25 protein-coding genes are annotated in these 21409 nt (G+C 67.2%); 10 read left to right on the top strand and 15 right to left on the bottom strand.

What is annotated here, in order from left to right; all coding sequences use genetic code 11:
- Nucleotides 1-114: 114 nt before the first annotated feature.
- The 3 genes from ABT127_RS16855 to ABT127_RS16865 form a co-directional block, all read right to left on the bottom strand.
- Entirely contained in the window at nt 115-1464 is a 1350-nt protein-coding gene (locus ABT127_RS16855) for a S8 family serine peptidase (RefSeq protein WP_351449998.1), read from the bottom strand.
- A 94-nt stretch (nt 1465-1558) separates the two neighbouring features.
- Nucleotides 1559-2977, bottom strand: coding sequence for a WXG100 family type VII secretion target (locus ABT127_RS16860; protein ID WP_351450001.1), 1419 nt, complete (start codon nt 2975-2977; stop codon nt 1559-1561).
- 43 nt (nt 2978-3020) lie between these two features.
- Entirely contained in the window at nt 3021-3401 is a 381-nt protein-coding gene (locus ABT127_RS16865; RefSeq protein WP_351450004.1) for a hypothetical protein, read from the bottom strand.
- A gap of 894 nt (nt 3402-4295) precedes the next feature.
- Here ABT127_RS16865 and ABT127_RS16870 point away from each other — a divergent pair.
- The 3 genes from ABT127_RS16870 to ABT127_RS16880 all read left to right on the top strand — a co-directional run bounded on the left by ABT127_RS16870 (nt 4296) and on the right by ABT127_RS16880 (nt 5915).
- The gene (locus ABT127_RS16870; RefSeq protein WP_351450006.1) at nt 4296-5036 is read left to right on the top strand and encodes a hypothetical protein; all 741 of its coding nucleotides are present in this window, start codon (nt 4296-4298) and stop codon (nt 5034-5036) included.
- Nucleotides 5037-5087: 51 nt separating this feature from the next.
- Nucleotides 5088-5519: a hypothetical protein gene (locus tag ABT127_RS16875; RefSeq protein WP_351450008.1), complete on the top strand. Its 432-nt coding sequence runs from the start codon at nt 5088-5090 to the stop codon at nt 5517-5519.
- A 153-nt stretch (nt 5520-5672) separates the two neighbouring features.
- The gene (locus tag ABT127_RS16880; RefSeq protein ID WP_351450010.1) at nt 5673-5915 is read left to right on the top strand and encodes a hypothetical protein; all 243 of its coding nucleotides are present in this window, start codon (nt 5673-5675) and stop codon (nt 5913-5915) included.
- 105 nt (nt 5916-6020) lie between these two features.
- On the opposite strand, the gene ABT127_RS16885 is transcribed toward ABT127_RS16880, so the two are convergent.
- From ABT127_RS16885 to ABT127_RS16895, 3 genes are all read right to left on the bottom strand, one after another.
- The gene (locus tag ABT127_RS16885) at nt 6021-6518 is read right to left on the bottom strand and encodes a type VII secretion target (RefSeq protein WP_351450011.1); all 498 of its coding nucleotides are present in this window, start codon (nt 6516-6518) and stop codon (nt 6021-6023) included.
- Nucleotides 6519-6573: 55 nt separating this feature from the next.
- Entirely contained in the window at nt 6574-7047 is a 474-nt protein-coding gene (locus ABT127_RS16890; protein ID WP_351450013.1) for a hypothetical protein, read from the bottom strand.
- Nucleotides 7048-7108: 61 nt separating this feature from the next.
- Nucleotides 7109-8743 carry an alpha/beta hydrolase gene (locus ABT127_RS16895; protein WP_351450016.1) on the bottom strand — a complete coding sequence of 545 codons (1635 nt, stop codon included), beginning with the start codon at nt 8741-8743 and terminating at the stop codon, nt 7109-7111.
- Nucleotides 8744-9327: 584 nt separating this feature from the next.
- Between ABT127_RS16895 and ABT127_RS16900 the strand changes: the two genes are divergently transcribed.
- From ABT127_RS16900 to ABT127_RS16910, 3 genes are read left to right on the top strand one after another with little or no spacing between them, the layout of a single operon-like run.
- The gene (locus tag ABT127_RS16900; protein WP_351450018.1) at nt 9328-9723 is read left to right on the top strand and encodes a hypothetical protein; all 396 of its coding nucleotides are present in this window, start codon (nt 9328-9330) and stop codon (nt 9721-9723) included.
- A 46-nt stretch (nt 9724-9769) separates the two neighbouring features.
- Nucleotides 9770-10903 carry a hypothetical protein gene (locus ABT127_RS16905; RefSeq protein WP_351450021.1) on the top strand — a complete coding sequence of 378 codons (1134 nt, stop codon included), beginning with the start codon at nt 9770-9772 and terminating at the stop codon, nt 10901-10903.
- A 3-nt stretch (nt 10904-10906) separates the two neighbouring features.
- Complete coding sequence (locus ABT127_RS16910) at nt 10907-11200, top strand: hypothetical protein (RefSeq protein ID WP_351450024.1); 294 nt, start codon at nt 10907-10909, stop codon at nt 11198-11200.
- A gap of 108 nt (nt 11201-11308) precedes the next feature.
- Here the strand turns inward: ABT127_RS16910 and ABT127_RS16915 are convergent, their stop codons facing one another.
- The 4 genes from ABT127_RS16915 to ABT127_RS16930 all read right to left on the bottom strand — a co-directional run bounded on the left by ABT127_RS16915 (nt 11309) and on the right by ABT127_RS16930 (nt 13734).
- On the bottom strand, nt 11309-11599 hold the full coding sequence (locus ABT127_RS16915; protein ID WP_351450027.1) for a WXG100 family type VII secretion target: 291 nt from the start codon (nt 11597-11599) through the stop codon (nt 11309-11311).
- Nucleotides 11600-11678: 79 nt separating this feature from the next.
- On the bottom strand, nt 11679-12005 hold the full coding sequence (locus tag ABT127_RS16920; RefSeq protein WP_351450030.1) for a WXG100 family type VII secretion target: 327 nt from the start codon (nt 12003-12005) through the stop codon (nt 11679-11681).
- A gap of 192 nt (nt 12006-12197) precedes the next feature.
- Nucleotides 12198-13262, bottom strand: coding sequence for a WXG100-like domain-containing protein (locus ABT127_RS16925; protein WP_351450033.1), 1065 nt, complete (start codon nt 13260-13262; stop codon nt 12198-12200).
- 133 nt (nt 13263-13395) lie between these two features.
- Complete coding sequence (locus tag ABT127_RS16930) at nt 13396-13734, bottom strand: WXG100 family type VII secretion target (RefSeq protein WP_351450036.1); 339 nt, start codon at nt 13732-13734, stop codon at nt 13396-13398.
- Between the two features lie 168 nt (nt 13735-13902).
- Between ABT127_RS16930 and ABT127_RS16935 the strand changes: the two genes are divergently transcribed.
- Complete coding sequence (locus ABT127_RS16935) at nt 13903-14613, top strand: hypothetical protein (protein WP_351450038.1); 711 nt, start codon at nt 13903-13905, stop codon at nt 14611-14613.
- 28 nt (nt 14614-14641) lie between these two features.
- On the opposite strand, the gene ABT127_RS16940 is transcribed toward ABT127_RS16935, so the two are convergent.
- Genes ABT127_RS16940 through ABT127_RS16955 form a run of 4 tightly spaced genes read right to left on the bottom strand, consistent with a single transcriptional unit; the run spans nt 14642 to nt 17095 of the window.
- Nucleotides 14642-15268, bottom strand: coding sequence for a hypothetical protein (locus tag ABT127_RS16940; protein WP_351450040.1), 627 nt, complete (start codon nt 15266-15268; stop codon nt 14642-14644).
- Between the two features lie 7 nt (nt 15269-15275).
- A complete protein-coding gene (locus ABT127_RS16945; RefSeq protein WP_351450043.1) occupies nt 15276-15641 on the bottom strand; it encodes a hypothetical protein in 366 nt (121 codons plus the stop codon).
- A 46-nt stretch (nt 15642-15687) separates the two neighbouring features.
- A complete protein-coding gene (locus ABT127_RS16950) occupies nt 15688-16728 on the bottom strand; it encodes a WXG100-like domain-containing protein (protein WP_351450046.1) in 1041 nt (346 codons plus the stop codon).
- A 28-nt stretch (nt 16729-16756) separates the two neighbouring features.
- Nucleotides 16757-17095: a hypothetical protein gene (locus ABT127_RS16955; protein WP_351450049.1), complete on the bottom strand. Its 339-nt coding sequence runs from the start codon at nt 17093-17095 to the stop codon at nt 16757-16759.
- Nucleotides 17096-17292: 197 nt separating this feature from the next.
- Here ABT127_RS16955 and ABT127_RS16960 point away from each other — a divergent pair, with 197 nt between their 5' ends.
- The 3 genes from ABT127_RS16960 (at nt 17293) to ABT127_RS16970 (ending at nt 19777) form a co-directional block, all read left to right on the top strand.
- On the top strand, nt 17293-18024 hold the full coding sequence (locus tag ABT127_RS16960; protein WP_351450052.1) for a hypothetical protein: 732 nt from the start codon (nt 17293-17295) through the stop codon (nt 18022-18024).
- A gap of 148 nt (nt 18025-18172) precedes the next feature.
- Nucleotides 18173-18880 (top strand): hypothetical protein, encoded by a 708-nt coding sequence (locus ABT127_RS16965; RefSeq protein ID WP_351450054.1) that lies wholly within the window; start codon nt 18173-18175, stop codon nt 18878-18880.
- A gap of 153 nt (nt 18881-19033) precedes the next feature.
- Nucleotides 19034-19777, top strand: coding sequence for a sporulation protein (locus tag ABT127_RS16970; protein ID WP_351450057.1), 744 nt, complete (start codon nt 19034-19036; stop codon nt 19775-19777).
- Between the two features lie 91 nt (nt 19778-19868).
- Here the strand turns inward: ABT127_RS16970 and ABT127_RS16975 are convergent.
- The coding region (locus tag ABT127_RS16975; RefSeq protein WP_351450060.1) for a MinD/ParA family ATP-binding protein at nt 19869-21409 on the bottom strand (1541 nt) is incomplete at its 5' end.

A 21409-nucleotide genomic window follows, 5' to 3' on the forward strand; every position in this document is an offset into this window, starting at 1 on the left:
TGCCTCCTCTGAGTCGATGGGCCGCGCTCCCCCTCACCACTACGCAACGTGCCCCGCGTCCTCCCGGACGCGGGGCACGTTGCGTAGTGGGCGAGCACTCCGACTCGCCTCGAACTAGCCCTGGCCGTAGGGCGGTTGCTGCGGAGCCTGGGGATACGATCCCGGCGCGGGAGGCGCCTGCTGCGGGTAGGCACCCGGGTACTGCTGCTGCGCCGGGTACTGCGGCTGCCCGCCGCCACCCCAGCCACCACCGGGAGGCGGGGGCGGACCGCTGCCGTTGTTCTTCTTGCTCCGGACGACCACGACGATGATCACGAGGACGACGAGGGCACCGGCGACGATCCCGATGATCACGCCGGGGCTCATGCCGCTGGAGTCGGAGGAGTCAGACGACCCCGAGGCCGCCTCGGAAGACGAGGACGATGAGGGAGCCGAAGCGGTGCCGCCCTTGTCCTTCGCGATGGCGGAGTTCAGCTCGTCGATCCTCAACGGGCCGTTCTTCGACCCGGCCGGGATGTTCTCGGTGAGGGCGGAGTAGGGCTTGATGAAGCCGTAGCCGTAGTGCTCGTCGGGGAGCGACGTGCCCTTGGCGGAGGCGGGGAGGCCGGCTGTCTTGACGAGGCGGTTGACCAGCTGGCCCGGAGCCAGGTCCGGAAACTTCTGCTTGAGCAGAGCGAGAGCGGCGGAAACGTACGCAGCGGAGTCGGAGGTGCCGTTTCCCTTGGAGTACCCGGTAGATCCAGTACTCGTCGTAACGATATCGACACCGGGGGCTGCGAGAAGGAGCGGCTTCCCGTAATTCGAGTCGCCCCAGATCACTCCGCCAGTGTCCACGGCTCCGACGCCGACGACGCCTGGGTAGCTGACAGGCAGCATGTTGTCCGCGTTCTCTCCTTCGTTTCCGGAGGAGACAACAATCGCTACACCCTTGTCGTTGGCGTAAGAAATCGCCTGGAGCTCCGCCGGCTCGTCCACACAGCTGCTCACGCCCTGGGAGATATTGATGATCTGGGCGCCGTTATCCACTGCGTAGCGAATCGACTGTGCGAAGCAACCATCCTGACCCGTGTCCCGAATGGGGAGGATCTTGGCCTCCGGAGCCAGCCCCTTTGCCCCCTCCGCCCCATTCGCCCCGTGGCCGTGTGCCGCGATGTCACCAGCCATGGCTGTCCCATGGCTGGCACCGCCCTCCGGCGAAGGATCGTCGTCCCCGGACTCGAAGTCCTTGCCCGCCAGGACGTTGCCCTTGAGATCGGGATGGCTCGCGTCCACGCCGACATCGATCACGGCGACCGTCACACCTTTGCCGGTCGCGACCTTCCAGATCTTGTCGGCCGAGAAGGCCGACAAAGGCCACTGCCCATCTCTGACCTGATCGGCCGATGCCGTCGGCGCGGCCGCGAAGAGCAGTGCTCCCGCCGCTGCCGCGGCGCCGACCGCGCGCAGCGCTTGCGTGAAGCTCATGCCGTTACACCTCATCCCTCGCAGGTCGGGGCCCACAGCCCGAAGGCTGCGGGCCCCGTCTTGTCGTCACCGCATACTTAACCAGCAGACCTGACTACTCCACGACCTTGGGGTTGACCGTGCGGTCGTTCGCCCAAGTCTGCTCGTCCTCGACCAGATAATCCGGACGCGACTTGTCCCGCCGCTTCTTGTCCTTGCTGTTCGTCTGGGCGCCACGCCCTGCGAGACCATTGCGTCCCGCCCCCGCACCGGTACCGCCGGTAGCAGTCTTCGGCTTCTGACGCAGGGCAGAGCCACCCTGCTGCGCCGAGCCAGGCTTGACGACGGACTTACCGATCGCCCCACCCTTCGTGCGGGCTAGCGAGCTGCCCTTGAGCCCCTTCGCACCCGTCTTACCTGCGGCTCCGGATCCTGTGCCGCCAGCGCCGAGGCCACCACGGCCCACAGCCCCGGTACGACCGCCGGCGCCAGCACCGCCCCTGCCCCCGAGGCCAGCTCCTGCACCAATTGCGCCGCCGATACCCGCGCCGCCGATAGCACCAGCACCGGCGCCTGCACCGGGTCCAGCGACGCCGCCGCTGATGCCACCGCCCGCTCCGATCCCGGTGCCGGCACCGACAGCTCCGGCTCCGGCACCCGAGCCTCCGAAGCTGAGATTGCCGGCGCCGATCTGCGACCCACCTGCGGGCTTCTGCGAGCCGATACCACCGCTGATGCCGTCTGAACTCGCGTTCGGTGACTGAACAGCTGCGATCGACGAGCCCGAACCGGAAGACGAACGGCTCAGCCTGCCGGACGCGGCACCTGCGGAAGGCGCACCGACAGAACCGGCGAAAATCGGCACGGGCGCCACGCCGCCGGGTGAACCCGGATAGTCCTCCGTGTCGGACTCCTGCGTCCGCTTCCACGACCCCATCGACTTGGTCTGCGCGTTGTAAGCGCCTCCCAAGTCCTCCATCTTCACGGCCATCTTCATCTGCGCCTCACGCCCCGCAGACATATCGCCTTCGCGATTGTCGACGATGTCCTGAGCCGAGACGCTCGAGTTGGCGATGTCCCGATCGAGACCGTCGGTGTCACGGCCGCCGTCGGTGAGTCGGTCGCCGATGCTGCTGGCCTTGCTCGGCTTCTGCATCGCCATGACCTCGGGCTTGATTTCATCAAGCTTGACGGCGGCGCTCGTCATCGCGGTGGAGACGTACGTGGCATACGTCGACGTGTCCTCGATCTTCTTCGCGATGATCTTCGACCGGGCCTGGAACTGATCCGCAGACGCGCCTTCCCAGTCCTTGAGAACCTCGGACACAGCCGCCTCGTAGACAGCCTTGACGTCGACCAGCTGGTCGTGGACACCCTTCCAGCCGTTGGCAGCGTGGTGCACGTCCGACGGGTTGGCGTTCTGGACCATGGCCTTCATCTGGTCCATGTCGTGGTTCTTGAAGTCGCTGGTGTGCTCGCCGACATAGCACTGGGTCGGCGCCTGATAGTTGTAGTCCGCGCCCTTGTCGCTCATCTCTGCCCCGTTTTCCCTTCGCGTCCGCTACCGGCCCAGTACGTCATGCCATCGACCCGGATGTGGTGCTGTAGTTCCCGCCCGACGATCCGCTGGTCGACGCAGTCGAAGCCCCGTGGACTGAACTCGCGGTGTCCGCTTCCGCGTCCTGATAGGCACCGTGGGCCTTCTTGGTCTTCGTACCGAAGTCGTCCATCACCGACTCCAGGTGATCGACCACGGCTTCGAGGTACGTCTTCATCTCGTCGTGCGCGGAGCTCAGCTTCTGGGCCTCGTCGAATCCGGTCCCCAGAGCACCCTTCGGAAGGTACGTGTTGTGCTTGGTGTCCGCGCTGGTCTTCCCGAGGTCACCGATGACCCCGTTGAGCTTCTTGATGACCTGGTCGAGCGCACTCAGATCGACCTTGTACCCGTCACCGGCCATGCCCTTGGCCCTCCCCGTTCGTCCCGCTAGTCCCGTTCATCCCCATGCGGGGAAGTAAGTCCGGTCCCCTGTCACAAGTCTGTCTCTAGACTATCGAACAGCACCCACAACCCGCCTGGTGCTCCCTGTCACAACTCCGCGACACACACTGCAGATACGTGGACTTACGGTACGCACCGATCCCGATCACCCTAGGTTCACGCACCATCAGTCTCGTCCGCGTAGACCCGTGAGGGCAACACCGACCAGCCTCAGGCGCCACCGCTCGGGCGCAGTTCGGTATCTGCAGCGAACCACTCGTTCCGTCGCCATGAAGCATCGTCGCCGAACTCGCCTGCCCCCCACTTTCACCTTGCATTTCCTCACGCCTGCTTGACGGCGCCCATGAACATGCCATCAACAACCTTCGGAACGCACCGACGGATCGGCGGCATCGCATCAGATGTCTATCCAGTCGAACATCCATCTTCCGCCCTGCCCTCTCTTGTGAGACCGGTAAGATGCTTCGACCGAACGGGGGTACACGCATGTCATTTCACGTGGAACCGGACAATCTGCGAAACTTCGCAAAGCAACTTGGCCGAGCCGAGGACAGCACGGGACGTGCGCTGGACTTTGCGCAACGCGAGTGTTCCATCGGAACGTTCAGCAAGGGGCCCATCTCGGAGATCGCCGACATCTGGGGCGGGGGGCACGACAGCGTCGTAGCGAACGTTCGCTCGGCTCTGGAGCATCTCCATCAGATCTTGGGTTCGTCAAAGCGAGAAATCGCCCGTAGCGCACGTTACTACGAGGAGACAGATCAGTCTCAAGCCGCAGCGATGGACGCCACATATCCGGAGAGCAAGCGGTGAATGGCGAGATGGCCATCGCCACTTGGCTCCAGGGGGACGCATGAGCTTTGAAGACGTTGCCGAACCGACCAAGAATCTCACCAAAATCAAGGTGGGAGACAGCGACGAGCCCACGTCACAATACAGGGAACTCACATCGTACGGCGACATCTTGAGCCCAAGTGCCATTGTGAGCAAGGGACTTGAGTTCGCCTTCGATTTCAACCCAGTCGATGAAGCAAAGCAAGCGATCGCCGGAAACTGGGAAGAGTACGCGGAGTGCGCCAAGGCTTGGGCCGGGCTCAATGAATTCTGCACAGACTTGGCGAGCAACATTCGGGCAGGCAACAAGGGACTCGACTCCGCCTGGTCAGGCAACACAGCAGATTCCGCATACGTTTATCTGGAATCCCTTGCCAAGGATGTCGAGGCGCTTGGAGCGACCTTCGACGAACTCAAGGACAACTACGAAGTCGTGACCGACGGGGTCTGGCATGCGGCTGAGGCATGCGGCGATCTCCTCAACGGAATTCTGGACACCGCCCTGCTTGTCGGGATCACTGCAGCGGCCGGGGCTTCGACGAGCTTCACCCTCGTCGGTCCAGTGATCGCAGGCGGGGCCATCGCCGGCGAGGTTGCCGCGATGATGACCATGTACGCCCGGATCACGACCGTGATCACTGAAGTCCAGACCATGACCAGCGCCGCCGTCGCTGCAGTGGAGCAGATCAGCAGACTCGGGCAATCCAGCTTCACGAAGTACCCGCTACCAGAGAAAGGCTATGACAATCCAGCAGTTTGATGACTGGATCTCAAGCGCGAAAGTCGAAGTGGACTACGGGATGATGGAGTCATGACCGAGCCCTCGAAAAATCCTGACGTTGAACAGCGCACCGATGACTCCGAGTTCCTGGACATTGCCCGAGATCCCGCGCTCGCACGCTTGCTGCGCAAGCAGCTGGAGACCCTCGCGAAGGGCAATTCTGGAGAAATCCTTGCTGAGATGGCATCCGAGGTGCTGGCAGGCCGAATTGGTCTGCGTGAGGCCGTGCGCGTAACCGCCTACGATGAGGCATTGACCAGCGCTGCTGGAAAATTCCAGGAAGGCTGGGACAGCATGACGGAGCTCGAGCGCTCAGAGGCGGAGAAGGAAGGAGCGAGAGTTCTGCGTCTCCAGCAGGAAGAGATCGAACAGGAATCACTGTCGCGGAATGCCTCCGAGATGAGGCCGGGCGGCAACGCCAGAGAGAGTCGTCACAGCTCCAAGGGCTGGAGCTTGTACTGAAAAGCTGACGTCGCTCTGGCAGACCTCACCTTTTCACCTTCGACGCCCCCTTTGCCGTTAAGTACACCATCGCGGAGCCTCATGATGAATGATGAACTTCCCGACCTCGACCCACCCTCCGATATCAGTCGGCTTCACCGGCATAACCGAAGCATGGCCACGACGATCCTGGTGGGGGGAGCCGCGCTCTTCCCTTGGGTGTGGTTGGTCATGTCCTTCGTGAGCGGACAGAGAATCTGGCTGGCAATCGCCAACTTCGTCGGCATGTACGTCGGCCTCTACGTCATGTTCAAAGGCTGGCGGCGAGACGATCGGCGGCAGGTGTATCGCGGAGGAGCCACCACCGCGGCCGTTTTCGTACTGGCGGTCAGTACCGGTTCATATCTCTCTCCTTGATCCGAATTGCTTCGCTCTGACGGCGGGACAGGCGAGTGACGGCGGTGACTGCGCCACCACGAGAGTCTTGTGTTCCCGGCCGGCTCGATGCTCCAACACCCCGCCTCACCCGAAGGGGTTCTCCCCCGCCGTGGGCCGCGTGCTCACCGGACTGCCCTCGTACGTCGGCATGTTGGTGCCGCTGGGCGTACGCGGATCAAGGGGCGACCGGCCCTGCGACGCGGGGGTGTCGTTCCCTTCGCCTGGTCTGCGCAGGGCAGCGGGCATCTCCCCCGGAGTGGCCTGCGTGGTGGCGCCCTGCGCGCCCAGGTTCTCGAAGTCCTTGCCGGTGCGTTCGTCGTTCCACTCGTGGCCGTCGGCCGACGAGCGGAGGTTGGCCGCTCCGGCCCGGGCGCGGGCCTCGAGGCCGTCCAGGGCCGGTTTCCAGCTCGTGGAGATTTCCTGCAGCGCGGAGCCGAACGACCAGCCGGAGAACGAGCCCCCTGCCGTGTCGGCCTCCTTGACCGCTTTGGACGCCGGGCCCTTCAGGTCGTCGGCGATCGCGTCGGCGGCCTTGGCGGAGGCGCGGAGTTCGGCGGGGTCCACCTGTGTTTCGTCGGACATTCGCGGCTCCTCCGCCAGGCTTTTGAGTCAGATGTCAGTGGTCAGATTCCAGTGCTCAGAACTGCTGCTGCTCGACGCCCGGCGGGAGCATGCAGGAGGTGCGCACCGCGAAGTTGAAGGCCTGGGGCTTGGTCTTGCCGGAGCCGACGGTGTCCGCCTCCACGGAGTAGCCGTTCTTCTTGTTCCGGGCGCTGAAGGCGGCGGACTCCTCGGAGTCCTTGAACTCCCGGTAGCTCGTGACGTCGTAGCCCTTCTTGGAGAGCTCGCTGCGGAGGGCGCGCACGATGCGGGTGTGCTCGGAGGTGGGGGCGGGCGAGTCGACGTAGTAATACAGGCTGTAGCGGCCGTCCTCGGCCACCTCGTCGTTCGCGCCGACGCAGTCTTCGAAGTTCGTCTTGGCGGACGACTCGGTGAGTTCGACGCCGGCGATCTCGGCCATGTGCGCGGTGTAGTTCTCGGCCCACTTCACCGCGTCGTCCTTCGACATGCGGGGCAGCGGGGCGTTGCGGTCGTCGTTGCCCTGGGACATGCAACCTCCAGTCGTCAGCAGGATGACGCAGACAGCGGACAGTGTGCGCGCGGCGTGTTTTCTAGCCGGCGACGAGAGGGGGGTCCGGATTTTCGGCTCCTTCCTTGGGGACTTCCGCGGGCCTTCTGCCGCCGATGATGGAACCCTGGTTACGGAGTGAGTCACTGCCCTCGTCCCAGTAGCCGCTGTGCCCATGGGTGTCGACCTCGAAGTTGTTGCCGCCGAACGGCGCGTTCATGGGGTTGTCCCCCAGGGTGTATCCGGAGAAGTTGTCGATGATCGGGTCGTCCTCGGCCCCGCCGACCCAGACGTGCTCCGGATCCATCTGCAGGTCGGACGCCTCATCCACCGTCATGCCGGGGCTGCCGACGACCACCACGTCGTCGGCGCCGAGGCCGTTGCTGCCCGCGGCCGCCGCGCCGACGACCGTCGAGCCGTAGCTGTGGCCGAGAACGGTGGTGTGGCTGGGAGAGCCGTCGTGGGAGGCGTGGGTCCCCGCGACGAACTGTCGCAGGTCGGGGGCGGCGTCCTCCGCCCGGCCGGTGCCGCCGACGCTGTCGAAGTCGGTCGCGGACGCCTCGGGCGCGTCGTAGCCGAGCCAGGTGATCATGGCGACGCTCTCGCCGTGGGACTGTCGTTCGGCGGAGTTCTGCAGCTTGTCGATACGACTGAGCTGCCCCGGCACGCCCTCCATGTCGGTGTTCGTCCCGGGCACGAGGATCCCCGTGTGGTCGGCGGTGTCCGGGTTGCCCATCGCGATGATGGCCCGCCCGTCGTCCTTGGAGTCGTACCCGATGAGGTACAGCTCCTTGCCCTTGGGCGCGCTGTCGCCCGCGTCGAGCCGGTCATTCAGCAGCTCGGCGTTGAGCAGGCGCTGGTTGACGGTCTCGTCGCTCTCGCCGGGGAACGTCTCGTCGTAGTTGCCCTCCTGGAGGGCGTTGAGTTCCTGGGCGAGGGCGGTGCGGTTCGCGTCGTCGCGTACGTCGGTCGGCAGGCCGTCCGTCGCTCCGATCTGTTTCGGGTAGAGGGTGGTGTACTCCTGGCGCTCCTCGGGGCTGAGCGCCTTCCACCAGGCCGCGGCCGCCTTGGGATCGTCCGTGGGGATCTGCGGGTCCTGAACGCCGATGTCCTTCATCGCGCGCCGGGTGTCGTCGGCGGACTCGGCCGCCGCGTCGTGGCTGAGCGGGTCGGTGAGGATGTCGCCGTTCAGCCGGCCGAGCGCCTTCGCGCCGTCGTCGCTGGCCTTGCGTGCGTCGGCCAGGGCTTCGTCGATGCGGGCGCGGTACTCGCCGAGGAGACCGTTGCGGTCGGCGATGATCTGCTGGGTGTCGGGGTCCTGGTGCGGAAGGTCGGCGGTGGTGGGGTCGGTCACCCAGCCGTCGTCGTCGACCTCGAAGTGGTCCTGCTCGGCACGGCGTACGGCGTTGCGCAGCGCGGTCTGGGCGTTCTCCATCCAGACCCGCGTGGTGTCGACGACCCGCGCGACGGCCATCGCCTCGGTCTCGACCACTCCGAGCCGCGACTCGACGTCCTCCAGGAAGAAGAGCGCGCTGTCGGCGTCGTCGCCCTTCCAGGAGTGGTGCAGCGGGCCGGTGACGCGCGACCTGTGACGACTCGTCAGCGAGTCCGACGTGGTGGAGAGCTTGCGCCACGCCTCGGCTGCCGCCTCCGTGTCCGAGAAGTCCTGTTTCAGCAATCTCGCAAAGTCAGAGGACACCACGAGCTCCGCCCGATATCCCCGAATTCGCGCGACTGAAAGACCTACGTGTCCCATTGGACATAGTGCCAAGCCCCCGCTTCGGACGATCACCGTCAGCACTGCGATCGCCGAGTGTAGGACACATGACTGAATTCCGTGCAGATTCCAGGGACTTCGGGCTTCACTCAAGCAGGCAGGGCCAGCCGACCCGTTGGGGCTCGCCACCTCCTCCCCGATCAGGCAACGTTCTCCGCAATGGTCGCGCTCGTCGCCGTCATACTCAGCGGCATCCGGCCCAGCCAGATTGACGTTCCCGGGGCTTGGACGGCGCTCCACCTCCTCGGGGGCGGCTGCGGCTGAGGCGCGCCATCGGCTCGGACGGAGCGCGCGCCGCGGGCGTTCGCGGTCAGTTGCCCGAGAGCGGGGCCGGCTTCGTCGGGAAACTCCGCTCGAGTCGGCCTCGGCGAAGCTCTCACCTGTCACGCCAGAGACGCCTGTTGAGGAATTTACCTAAGTATTGCTAAGTTGCGATTCTTTCCTGTCCGCCGACCGACTGACCGAGGTACCCAGTGCCGCATCCCATGGACAAGCCGGTGGACGACTCCGAGTTTCTGGAGATGACCGGGCAGGACCCCGCCCAGGCCAGGATCCTGCGGCAGTCGCTCGAGCATCTCGCCTCGGGGCTGGGTGGCAGCACGCTCAAGGAAATGGCGCAGGAGGTTCTCTCCGGCCGCATGGGGCTGCGGGAGGCGGCAGACGTGTCCGCCTACGCCGACCAGGCCGTCGAGCAGTCAGCGCCGGTCGCCGAGAAGTGGGCCGCCATGTCCGACGCCGAGCGCGAAGAGCTCGCGGCAGAAAGCGAGCGCCGCATCGCCGACGAGCAGCGGCAGCCGGACGACGAACGGCGTGCGCGGCAGGCGGAGCGTCCGGCGACCGGGAAGTCGCGCCACGACGGCAGCGGCTGGTCCCTGTACTGACCGCACCTCACCTCAGGTACTTCAGACATATCAGGCAGGGGGACCCATGGGCTTTCGTGTGGACGCGGGCGCCATCGACGGCTTCGGCAAGCTGGTGGGACGTGCCGCGGAGGGCGGCGCGGAAGCGGTGTCGTACGCGGGGAAGTACGCGACGATCGACGAAACCCTGGGCGGCCATGCCTGGGACCTCGTCGCGGGCGACCACGATCGCTATGTGAGCGAGGCCAAGAAGGCCTTGGAGAAGGTCAAGAGCGTTCTGGAGTCCTCGGCCGGTGAACTGGCGCGCTCCGCTGTGTATTACAGGGAGACGGACCAGGAGGCGGCGGCGGGCTTCGACGCCGGTGCCCCTGGTTCCAAGGCGCCGTCCCTCGGCTCGGACGGTGATCCGCAGGACTTCTCCGACGCCGGGGACGCGGCCGGTGCGCTGAAGAAGCCGGGCGGCGACGACAGCAATCCGCTCGTCGAGTACGGGTCGGGGCACGTCGACGAGTACAAGATGAGCCCGGTCCAGAAGACGCTCGGTACCGCCCTCGACTTCGGCAGCCCCTCCGCGATGGCCGCGGAGGCGTCCAAGCTGCTGTTCGGCTTCGACCCCTTCGGCATCGTGACCAACTGGGTCTTCGGCGACTGGAACGGTTACAACGACTGCTCCGACGCCTGGGGCAGTCTCGCCTCCTGCTGCGACGCCCTGGCCACCAACGTACGCAAGGGAAACCGGAATGTCGGTCTCTCCTGGGACGGCAATGCCGCGGACACCGCCACTGTGTACTTCGACGAATTCACCAAGAAGCTCGACGAGATCAAGGCGACCTTCGAGTCACTCCAGGACTGTTATGCGCAGGCCGCCCAAATGGCCTTTCAGTTCGCGGAGTTCCTGAAGTCGTTCCTGGTGATGTTCTGCGATCTGCTGGTCATCTGGATGGTCAACATGGCAGCTGCGGCGGCCGTCAACGCCATTCCCGTCGGCGGCCAGGCGGCCTCGGTCGCGATGTTCGCGCTGGCTGCGGCGCAGGCCGTTCGGATCCTGGGGCTGTGGGCGGAGGCGTCCAAGGCCTTCGACACCTTCGCGACGGGCCTGAGCGGGATCGCCCTCGTTCTTTCGACTGCTGTCAACGGCTTCTCGGCTGCGGACGGTTTCCCCGAGGTGGGCAACAGCGCCTACGACAACCAGGCGGTGTAGGGCATGACTTTCTTCGGTGCCGGTGGTGACGGTGAGGCCCTCGACCGTTTCCTGTCCAAGGGTCGGATGCTGTGCCTGGCGGCAGTGCCGGTCTGCTGGGTGCTCTGCGTCTTCTTCATCGCGGAAGAGGGCTGGCGATTCGGTTTCCTGGCCGGGTTCCTCCTCCCTCCGGTCGCCGCGTATCTGGGACTCGTCGGCCATCGGGAGGTCCGTCCCGGCATGACGGCGCTGGCGTGCGCCCTCGTCCTCGCCACGGTGCCCCTGGCTCTGGTCTTCGCGTGGCTCGAGGGCCACTGAGCCTGCTCCGGAAATGCCGCAGGGGCGGCAGGTGCACACGCACCTGCCGCCCCTGCCGCGTAGATACGCAGCTGCCTGAGCGGCACCTACGTACGTACGCGGGACGCGTCACGACCAGACGTTGGTGTTCCGCTGCTCGGTCTGCTGGTAGTTCTGCGCGGCCGTGTCCAGGGCGCGGGCGATGGACTCGAGCGTCGAGTGGAGGGACGCGGCGCGCTGGTCCCACTCGTTCTGCTTGGCCTGGTAGCCCTCCTGGGCGGCACCTTCCCAGGTCGAAGCGATGCGCTTGACGCCGGCCTCGAGGTCGTCGAGCTGCTGACGCACGTTGCTGGCGGTGGACTTGACGTCCTGGGACGCCTGGGAAATGGTCTGGAAATTGACCAGAACCTGACCGGACATGATCTCTCCCCCGGGGGATTGTGGACGGACGGTGAGAAAGCTCTACGAGCTCACTGAAGGACGAGCGGGGCCGTTCGGCCTAGCCGAACGGCGAGGCCTCGGCGCCCGAGGAGATGTGGCCGATGGACGCGGCCTGCTCGTCTTCGGACGACTGGTAGTTGCCGGCCGTCGCGTCGATCGCTTCCTTGATCTCGTTGAGGACCCGGTTCAGCGCGGTCGCGTCCTCGTTCACCTGGTTCTGCAGGTTGTTGTACGCGGTGGCCGCGGCGCCCTTCCAGCCGCCGGTGATCGAGTCGACCACCGTCTGCAGGCGCTGGATCTCACCCTGGATGGACTCGTTCACCTGGGAGATGCGGCCGCTGAACGCGACCATCTCCTCGTGCGTGACATTAAACTGACCAGCCATGGCCACTTGCCCCCATGAGATTCGACATCGGTCCCCGCGGCCCACGGATTCCTCAGGGAACCCGGCGCGGGTGGCACTTCTCGGGAGTGCCGCAACTGTACTTTAGTCACAGTTGACACGGGCACCAAGACCGTTCCCGCTGAGTGGTTGCACTGTGACACGACCCTCACATTGTCACGAGCACAACAGGCGTCAGCCGAACGTGGCCCGGGCGCGTTCGTTCTCCGCCGTCGAGCCCGAACCCGGCCCCGTGGGTGCGGGATTCGCGGTTGCCGCAGCAGAGGCCGATGCGGTGGAGGCGGACGTCGACGACGTGGATCCGGACGATTCCGACGTTCCCGCCGAAGCCCCTGCCGAAGTTTCCGTCGACGTCGTCTCCGCAGCTTCCGCGGGCGCCTCGGCGCCCGTCCCCCCGCGCAGCCTGTCCAGGCCGGACTGGGCGTGGTTCCCGGCCACCTCCGTCGCCCGGTCGGTCCCCGCGTCGATGTACGTCTGCGGGTCGACGAGGCCCGTGATCCCGTCGGCCTTCTCCTGGAGGCCGTCCTTGATGCCGCTGACGGCCGTCTCCTTGAAGGCGTCGTAACCGGCCCCTGCCGCCGCACCGAAGTCGATGCTCTGCTGGGCGCCGAAGTGCGTCTTGACGCCCTGCTCGACGATGCTCTGGCCCGCCGACTTGCCCGCCTCGACGGCGGCCTCCTTCAGGACCTCGACGATCATCTCCTTGATCGCCTTCACCGAGGCCTGCTCGACGGCGTCCCTGATCGTCTTGATCACCAGCTGCTTCAGCTCGTCGAGCAGCCGACGCACGATGAGCCGGGTCGCCTGGGTGGCCCCCGCCGCGCCGATCTCCGACAGACCGAGTGTGAACGGGGCGGCGGCCTGCGCGGCGGCGATCTCGATGGCGAGGGCGATGAGCTGCGCGATCACCGCGATCTTGCTGCCGACGACCACCAGGGCGACCGCGTCGAGGGCGAAGGCCAGAATCTCGGCGGCCTGGGCGGCGTCCTCCAGATAGCCGCCGCCCGCGCCCGAGAACTTCTGCCAGGCCTCGCCGAAACTCTCCACCGCTTCACCGGAGTTGGCGCCGAACACCGTCTGCGCGGCGCCGGTCCCGGTGCCCTGCGCCTGGCGGACCGCCTGCGCGAACTCCCGCCACGCCTGGGCCGCTTCGTGGATCTTGTCCTCGTTGGCGTCCGGCCAGCTGTAACCGAGCAGGTCCAGGACCCACTCGATCTCGGACGGCAGCATCAAGGCCATGGTGTGTTGCTCCCCCGTGTGCGTACGCCCCTGTGAACGCGTACGCCCGTGTGTAGGTGACGGCGACGGCGGCCGGCCGTCGCCCCGTGAATGAACAGGTGTGTGTGCGTGTGCGCGCCGGTCGGTACGCCGGTCAGTACGTGATGCCGGGCCGCTGGGCTCCGTAGGCGACGATGCTCTGTGCCTGGTCGTCCTCGGTCAGCTCGTACTGCGCGCCCATGACCGCGAGGTTCTTGCCGATCTTGTCGAGCTCGGAGGCAAGATGCTCCATCGAGTCGAGCATGCCGTCCCGCACCGGCTCGTAGATGTCGGCGAAGGTGCCGATGACGTCCTCGCCCCAGTCGGACTCGGCCGCTTCGAGTGCCGTTTTGAGCTGCTCGGTCGCGGACTTGAAATCGGCGCCGAGATCGGTGAAGACGCCGCCCTGACCCTTGAGCACGGCCGGATCGACCTCGAAACCAGTGCCTGCCATGTATTCCCCCTGAATACTGTGCCGCGTTGGAACCAGTCACTTTAGTGCGGTCGCGTACCAGTGATTCACAGCCCGCGCAATCCTCACCACGTGCTCACACACACGCCATGTCCCTGAGCTAACGTGCTGCGGCCCGCCGTCCGCGTCCCGAAATGCCCGAGGCCCGATATGACCAACTATCAGCCGAACCCCTACCAGCAGCCGCCGCAGCCCTGGGGTTCACCACCCCAAGGGCCGCCGGCGCAGCAGCAGTTCCCGCAGCAGCCGCCGCCTCCTCAGGTTCCTGCCGGCCCCAAGGTCCCGGTCCTGGGGCGGCTGATCGGCGCGGGGATCATCGTCGTCGCGCTGCTCTTCAGTGGCTTCTTCGCCTGGGAGGGGCTGTACGCCGCCGGGGTGCGCGGCGTCCACGGGGAGCTGAAGGTCGAAAAGTGCTCGGTGAAGTACGAGCGGTACCGCTCGCACGGGCACTATCGGACCCGGCGCAGCTATGACTGCTACGGAGTCTTCACTTCGGACGACGGCAGGACGAAGGACATCAACGCGGTCCTGGACACCAAGCTGCGCTACGACGCGGACGAGTCGGTCTCGGTGACGCAGGCCGGTGAGGCCGTGTCGACCTCGCGCGACTTCGACTACGTCGTCTCCGACGCCAAGCACGCCGGGTTCAACTTCGCCGGTTCCTTCGCCCTGCTCATCGCCGTCGCGCTCGGCATCTTCTGCGCGGCCACCGGCTACTTCCCGGGCAGGCGCTGCCGGGTGTCGTACAACGAGGCCTGGCGCGCGTCCGCACGCGGAGCGACGCGGCCGGTCGTCATCGCGGTCGGGGCGATCGGTGCCGTGGGCGCGCTGGTGTCGCTGCTTCTGGGGTACGTGCTCTAGCGCCGGGACTGGGCCCCGGCGCGTGCGGCTAGGAGGCCGCCACCACGAATCCCGCGCCGATCAGCACCGGGCACAGCGCGAGGAGCACGCCGAGCACCGGCAGGGCGGGGCGGCGCGCGCGCAGCAGCTGCCAGGCCTCGCCGAAGGTGATGCGGCCGAAGCGGTACCTCGGCTCGTACCGGCGCCCGCGCGGCATGTAGCCGGTCAGCAGGAAGAAGCCGCCCACGGCGAAGAGCAGGGCCGCGCCGCCGAGCCAGGCCAGGGCGCGGGCGAGCTTTCCGACGGTGAGTTCTCCGGCGGACGAGTCCGTGTACCTGTCGTCGTCCGTCCGGAAGGCGGGGAGCCAGGCTCCCCGCACCGCGCCGGTGTCGCGCTTCAGGACGGCGCCTTCGGTCTTCTCGCCGGTCTTGTCGTCCTTGAAGGTTCCCGTGCAGGTGTAGCTGTCGCCCGTACTCCGGCAGGACTCCACGGCGACGTAGCCGGTGCGGGCCGTGACGGTGAGGTGGCCGTCGAAGCAGCCGATGCCGGAGAGCGCCAGCTTGCAGCCCACGGCGACGACGGCCGCGCCGACGAGCCAGCCCCGCAACCGCCGGTTCACATGATTGCGGCGGACTCGATGCCGCTCCCAGGCCGCGGAGTCCGTCGCGTTCCCCACGGTGTCGCTACCGGATCCGGCTGTCGCGCGTCGCGCCGCCGTCCCTCGGGTCCTCGTCCGGGTCGTACTCGCGCACCTTCTGGCGCTCCTGCGGCGACATGTTCTTCCACTGCTCGCGCAACGGTGCGAGTCCCTCGCCGAGCGCGCGGTGACCGGCCGGGCTGTCGAGCACGTCCTTCAAGTCCATGCGTCCGGAGAGAAGTTGGCGGGCCAGGTCCTGGAGCGGCGCCGGGGCGTTCGGCATGTCGCGGACCTTGCGCAGGGAGGCCGTGAGGTGCTCGTTCTGCTCGTCGGTGAGGTTCTTGTCCTCGATGGGATAGTCGCGCTCGCCGAGCGCGTCGAGGCGATCGCGGTTTCCGGGTCCGTTGCTCATGGTGTGGGACTCCCCCTTGTGGATGCGTACGTGGTTCGTCGGTGCGTCAGCCGAAGGTGGCGCGGACCTGATCGGACTCCGATGCCCCTGCGGATGCGGTGGCAGTGGCGGTGGCCGGGGCAGGTGCGGCGGCTGGTGCCGGGGTGGACGGGCTGGACGCCGGCTCGGTCGGCGTGGAGGGCGTCGACGTTCCCGACCCCGACTCCGCGTGCGGCTTCTCCGTCGCGTTGTTGAAGAGCTCGCCCGCACCCTGCACAGCCGTCCGCAGGCCGCCCGGGTCGCCCGCGTCGGCGGCCGCGAGGCCCTGTACGACCTTTCCGCCGGCCTTGGCCTCGAAGTCGTAGCCGTTGCCGTCGTCGTTCACCGAGATCTCGCCGGCCACCTTCCCCATCGCGGGGTTGACGACGGCGGCGCCGAATCCCAGCAGGGACTCCTGGACACTGCCCCCGGCGCCGAGGCTCACCTTGATGCTCTGCGTCGCGGCCTCGCTGGCGACGCCCTTCAGGGTGTCCTTGGCCAGGTCCTCGAGGATGGTCTTCGCCTCCTTGACGACCCGCTCCTTGAGAGCCTCCTGGACGGCCTGCCAGACCTTCTGCGCGGCCTCCTTGAGCAGGCGCCCCACGAGCTGCCTGACCATCACGACCCGGGCGGCGAAGGCGGCCTCGGACGCGCCGAGCGTGACGACGGCGCTGGCCTGCGCCGCCGCGAACTCGATGGCCAGGTCGATGAGCTGGATGATGATGGCCAGCTTCATCTCGGCCACGACGGCCGCGCACGCCGTGAGCGCACCGGCCAGCGCGCCCGACGCCACGGCGATCACGTCGAGGTAGCCGACGCCCAGGGCGGCGCCCGCGAACTTGCCCCACTCCTCGGTGAACTTCTCGACGGCCTCGCCGGAGAAGCCGGTGATCGGCTGGGCCGCGGAGTTGCCCTGCGTCTGCGCGTCGGCCGCGGCCTGGCCGAGCTGAAGCCACTCGTTGGCGGCCTCGATCATCTTGACTTCATTGAGATTCGGCCAGTCGAACCCGAGAAGATCGAGGATCCAGTCGAGTTCCGGCGGCAGTACGGTGATCTCGTCCCAGGCCACGTGCCTGCTCCTCAGCGATCGGGAGGGGTCAGGCCCCGCGGTTCTGGGACGCCTGCATCAGCGCCCGGTAGTGGTCCTGCTCCGTCGTGTCGTACTGCTCGGCCATGGAGTCCAGCTTCTCGCCGACCCCTTTGAGGGCCTCGGTGAGGTGCTCGAGCGAGTCGCGGATCCCGGCGCTGATCGGCTTGTAGAAGTCGAGGATCGTGGTGGCGATTCCGGCGTCGTCGTCGCCGAATCCCTCTTCGTGTTCCTCGATCGCGTCGCCCGACTTCTTCGCCGCGGAACCGAAATCCTCACCGAGACGAGTGAACACCCGTCCCTGGGTCTTCAGAACGTCCGCGTCGATGTCGTATCCAGAGCCCGCCATGGCCCGTTCCCCCTGCCGATCTCCTGCCAGTACCGGCCCCGCGGAGCCGAATGTCGTACTGTAGTCGACCACATCCTCAGGCGGCGCAGCAGGCACTCTCTCTTCACGCCCTGGACGTAGGACCGCCACGGGTGCCCATTAAAGTGCCGACGACCTGGCATTCCCCCCACCACCGGGCCTCTCACGGAATCTTCGACATGACCTCTTCCGCCCCGTCCGCCTCCCCCGTTCCTCCCTCCGCCCCGGATTCCGCGGCCACGCCCGAGCCGCCCGCGCCGATCGGACGCTGGTTCGGGGTCGCGGTGGCCCTAGCCGCTCTCGCGGTCATCTGGTACGGCTTCTCCACCGCCGCGATGTCCTCGGGCCTCGTGGGGACGCGGGGCGAGCTGACCATCAGTACGTGCGACACGCAGTACACCAGCGGCGGTTCCCGCTCCGGCGGCTCGCACCCGAGCAAGCGGGTGGGGGAACTCTCCTGCGAGGGGACGTTCCGCTCCTCCGACGGCGAGGTCGTGGACAAGTCCGCCCGGCTCGTCCTGGACGGGACCCAGGGCGGCGGCGACGGCGACGCCATCGACGAGATCCGCGACCAGGCCGACGACCGGGGCTACACGCCGGGCTACAAGATCGACGTCAACCGCTCGTCCGACGGCGGTCTCTACGTCACGAGCTGGCTGTCGATCGCCAACTGCCTGTGCCTCGGCTTCTTCGCGGTGATCTTCCTCGGCTACAGCATCACCTGCGTCGGCGCCGGCCACTTCCCCATGAAGGGCGTCGGCCCGACGCACAGCGAGGGAACCGCGATGCTGCCCAAGTGGGCCAGGGACACGGAGAGCTGGCTGTGGTTCATCGGCGGCGTCGGACTGGTCCTGGCCATCATCTTCCGGATCCTGCTGATGTTCGCGGGCTTCGCGAGCCTGCTGATGTGAGTGCCGCTCGATTCCAGCGGAACCGGATCCAGTTCGTCGCCCGCCTCGTGGAAGTTCCCTCCGCCCGGACATATCGGTATCGCTGATCCTCGGCTGACCGGCCAGCACATCAGAACGTCCCAGCCCACCGATGCCGTCTGGAGAACTGGTGCAGACTCCTGCCGCCTCACCTCAGCCGCCCGTCGAACCGCCGCCGGCCGACGAGACCGCACCCGTTCCGCCACCTGCCCTGATCGGGCGGATCTTCGGCATCGTGCTGGTGGTACTGACGCTCGGCGGAATGTACTGGACCTTCTCCACCGCCGTCCTGTCCAGCGGATATGTCGGCTCGCACGGAGACCTCTCCATCGGCAAGTGCGCAGTGGAGTACACGACGCGCTCATCGAAGATGGGTACCCACCGGGTGCAGCACAGGGTCACCTGCCATGGAGTGTTTCGCTCGTCCGACGGGTCCGTCGTGGACGAGTCGGCCGCGATCACTTTGGGCTTCGGGGGCTCCAGTGCCGAGAGCGACGCCGCCGACAAGGTCACCGAGGAGAAGGCCGACAAGCTCGCGGTGAACCGCTCCAGCAACGGCGCGCTGGCGATCACCAGTGTGGAATCCGTGGGCAATTACCTGTGCGGCGGATTCTTCTTCATGCTCGTGTTCGCATACGGGTCCAAGTGCGCACTCACCGGGTCCTTCCCGAAAAAGGGCATCGGCCCTTCCGCGTCGCAGGCGGACAAGATGCTGCCCAAGGCGCTGAAGGCCACGGACGAATGGCTGTGGGTCATCGGCGGTATCGGACTCGTCCTCGCCATCCTGTTCCGCATCGGCATCGGCATCTTCGGGCTGGCCACATTGCCCTTCCAATGACACCCCTGCCGTGACGCGGCGGGGTGCGAAGCAGGGCGCCGTTGGGGCTCAACCGCACCCCGCAGACGGGTCGGTTAGTGTTTTCGCGCAGTGAGTCACGGCCGGTCTGGACGGTCCAGGCGGGGGTGGGGCCAGCGGCTCGGGGGAGATTTCATGGCATTCCGCAAGTTCCTCAGTTCGCTCGGGGTCGGTGCGCCCGATGTCGAGACCACGCTCAATACCAGTGCCGTGCGGCCGGGCGACCAGTTGCACTGCAATGTGGAGTTGCGGGGCGGGTCCGTGGACATCGAGCTCCAGCAGATCCGGATCCAGCTCGTCGCCCGGTTCGAGGACCGGGAGGAGACCGAGTCGCTGTGGGGCAACCCCGGTGTTCTCAAGTCGCTGGTGCTCGGTGAGCACGTCGCGCTGCGTGCCGGGGACTCGGTCAACGGGCAGGTCACCATCGACGTGCCGTGGGAGACACCGCTGACCCATGTGCTCGGCGGGCGTCCGCTCAAGGGGGCGCGGGTGGCCGTGCGTACGGAGCTGTCCATCGAGAACTCCGTCGACCCCGGTGACTTCGACGAGATCCAGGTGCATGCCCTGCCGGCGCAGGACGCGCTGCTGCAGGCGTACGCGAACCTCGGGTTCCGGTTCGACGAGGCCGAGGTGAAGAAGGGGACGCCCAAGGGTGGTCAGAACTCGCAGGTCGACTTCTGGCAGGAGATCGAGATGTGGTTCCCGCCGGAGTACCGGCGGCCCGGCGGGCAGGTGGAGTCGGTCTTCTTCGCGCGCCACGATTCGCTCGACCTGGTGACCGGGTCGCTCGGGCCGTTCACCTTTCCCTACGACAACATCGACGTGGCCGGGTGGACCGCCTGGCTCGACCAGCATCTGCGGTCGTCCTTCCAGCGGTAACGAGCAGGCTGCCAGGCGCAGTTGGAGACGAGAGTGGGGCCCCGTCCGTTGCAACGGACGGGGCCCCACTCTCGTACTGTCTTGCTCGCGTCTACTGCGGCGGCTGCTGCTGCGTCCAGCCCGAGGGGAGCCCGCCGCCCTGCTGCGGAGGCTGCTGCGGCTGGGGGGCCTGGGGCTGCTGCTGCGGGTAGCCGTAGCCCTGCTGCTGCGGGGCCGGAGGCTGCGGCGCGTAGCCCTGCTGCTGCGGGTAGCCCGCCGGGGGCATGCCGGGCTGGGCGCCGTACATGCCGCCCGCCTGCATCTGCTGCTGGCTGCGCTGGGCGAAGTCCTCGGCGATCAGCGCCGCGATCTCGAAGTACGCCTCCCGGGTCTTCGGGCGCATCATGTCGAGGTCGACCTCGGCGCCGGCCGCCAGGTGCTCGTCGAACGGGACGACGACCACGCCGCGGCAACGCGTCTCGAAGTGGCTGACGATGTCGTCCACCTTGATCATCTTGCCGGTCTCGCGGACCCCGGAGATGACGGTGAGGGAACGCTGGACGAGGTCCGCGTAGCCGTGCGCCGACAGCCAGTCGAGGGTGGTGCTGGCGCTGGACGCGCCGTCGACCGACGGGGTCGAGATGATGACCAACTGGTCGGCGAGGTCCAGGACTCCACGCATCGCGGAGTACAGGAGACCCGTACCGGAGTCGGTCAGGATGATCGGGTACTGCTTGCCGAGCACGTCGAGCGCGGCGCGGTAGTCCGCGTCGTTGAAGGACGTCGAGACGGCCGGGTCCACGTCGTTGGCGATGATCTCCAGGCCGGAGGGCGCCTGCGAGGTGAAGCGGCGGATGTCCATGTACGAGTGCAGGTGCGGGATGTTCTGCACCAGGTCGCGGATGGTCGCGCCGGTCTCGCGGCGCACGCGGCGGCCGAGCGTGCCGGCGTCCGGGTTGGCGTCGATCGCGAGGATCTTGTCCTGCCGCTCGGAGGCCAGCGAGGCGCCGATCGACATCGTCGTGGTCGTCTTGCCGACGCCGCCCTTGAGGCTGATCACGGCGATGCGGTAGCAGGACATGACCGGCGTCCGGATCAGTTCCAGCTTGCGCTGCCGCTCCGCCTCGGCCGCCTTGGCGCCCAGCTTGAACTTACTGGGGCCCTTGTTGTTGTTCTTGCGCTTCGGCTGCTGGCGCAGGAGGCGGTCGGAGCTCAGCTCGACCTGCGCGTTGTACCCGAGCGGCGCACCCGGCGCCGAACGCTGCTGGCCCGCGCCCGGATCCCAGCCCGCGCGCGGATCTGTGGAGGGCTGGGGGTACGGGGTCGGGGCGGGCGCCGGAGCGGCGGCCTGCGGCGCGGCCTGCTGGTACGGCTGCTGCGGAGGCTGCGGCTGCTGCGGCTGTCCGTACGGGGCGAACGGGGCCTGGCCCGGCTGCGGTTGGGGGTGCTGCGGGGGCTGCTGCTGGCCAGGCTGCTGCGGCTGACCGGGCTGCTGCGGGTAGCCGTAACCGGCGGGCGGCGGCTGCGGCACGGGCTGCTGTCCGTACGGGCCCGGCGCCTGCTGGGGCATCGGCTGGCCGGGGGCGGGCTGGGGCTGCGGGTAGGCCGGAGGCTGCTGACCCTGGGTCGGCTGGCCGGGAACCTGCTGCTGGG

The organism is Streptomyces sp. NPDC001904, from assembly GCF_040297005.1.
Lineage (GTDB): Bacteria > Actinomycetota > Actinomycetes > Streptomycetales > Streptomycetaceae > Streptomyces.

Bases quoted from the DNA above. Each gene is read 5' to 3' on its own strand.
- ABT127_RS16860 (WP_351450001.1), bottom strand. From the start codon at position 2,977: ATGAGCGACAAGGGCGCGGACTACAACTATCAGGCGCCGACCCAGTGC.
- ABT127_RS16920 (WP_351450030.1), bottom strand. From the start codon at position 12,005: ATGGCTGGTCAGTTTAATGTCACGCACGAGGAGATGGTCGCGTTCAGC.
- ABT127_RS16925 (WP_351450033.1), bottom strand. From the start codon at position 13,262: ATGGCCTTGATGCTGCCGTCCGAGATCGAGTGGGTCCTGGACCTGCTC.
- ABT127_RS16855 (WP_351449998.1), bottom strand. From the start codon at position 1,464: ATGAGCTTCACGCAAGCGCTGCGCGCGGTCGGCGCCGCGGCAGCGGCG.
- ABT127_RS16910 (WP_351450024.1), top strand. From the start codon at position 10,907: ATGACTTTCTTCGGTGCCGGTGGTGACGGTGAGGCCCTCGACCGTTTC.
- ABT127_RS16915 (WP_351450027.1), bottom strand. From the start codon at position 11,599: ATGTCCGGTCAGGTTCTGGTCAATTTCCAGACCATTTCCCAGGCGTCC.
- ABT127_RS16885 (WP_351450011.1), bottom strand. From the start codon at position 6,518: ATGTCCGACGAAACACAGGTGGACCCCGCCGAACTCCGCGCCTCCGCC.
- ABT127_RS16870 (WP_351450006.1), top strand. From the start codon at position 4,296: ATGAGCTTTGAAGACGTTGCCGAACCGACCAAGAATCTCACCAAAATC.
- ABT127_RS16960 (WP_351450052.1), top strand. From the start codon at position 17,293: ATGACCTCTTCCGCCCCGTCCGCCTCCCCCGTTCCTCCCTCCGCCCCG.
- ABT127_RS16875 (WP_351450008.1), top strand. From the start codon at position 5,088: ATGACCGAGCCCTCGAAAAATCCTGACGTTGAACAGCGCACCGATGAC.
- ABT127_RS16930 (WP_351450036.1), bottom strand. From the start codon at position 13,734: ATGGCAGGCACTGGTTTCGAGGTCGATCCGGCCGTGCTCAAGGGTCAG.
- ABT127_RS16945 (WP_351450043.1), bottom strand. From the start codon at position 15,641: ATGAGCAACGGACCCGGAAACCGCGATCGCCTCGACGCGCTCGGCGAG.
- ABT127_RS16890 (WP_351450013.1), bottom strand. From the start codon at position 7,047: ATGTCCCAGGGCAACGACGACCGCAACGCCCCGCTGCCCCGCATGTCG.
- ABT127_RS16880 (WP_351450010.1), top strand. From the start codon at position 5,673: ATGGCCACGACGATCCTGGTGGGGGGAGCCGCGCTCTTCCCTTGGGTG.
- ABT127_RS16955 (WP_351450049.1), bottom strand. From the start codon at position 17,095: ATGGCGGGCTCTGGATACGACATCGACGCGGACGTTCTGAAGACCCAG.
- ABT127_RS16865 (WP_351450004.1), bottom strand. From the start codon at position 3,401: ATGGCCGGTGACGGGTACAAGGTCGATCTGAGTGCGCTCGACCAGGTC.
- ABT127_RS16935 (WP_351450038.1), top strand. From the start codon at position 13,903: ATGACCAACTATCAGCCGAACCCCTACCAGCAGCCGCCGCAGCCCTGG.
- ABT127_RS16900 (WP_351450018.1), top strand. From the start codon at position 9,328: ATGGACAAGCCGGTGGACGACTCCGAGTTTCTGGAGATGACCGGGCAG.
- ABT127_RS16905 (WP_351450021.1), top strand. From the start codon at position 9,770: ATGGGCTTTCGTGTGGACGCGGGCGCCATCGACGGCTTCGGCAAGCTG.
- ABT127_RS16970 (WP_351450057.1), top strand. From the start codon at position 19,034: ATGGCATTCCGCAAGTTCCTCAGTTCGCTCGGGGTCGGTGCGCCCGAT.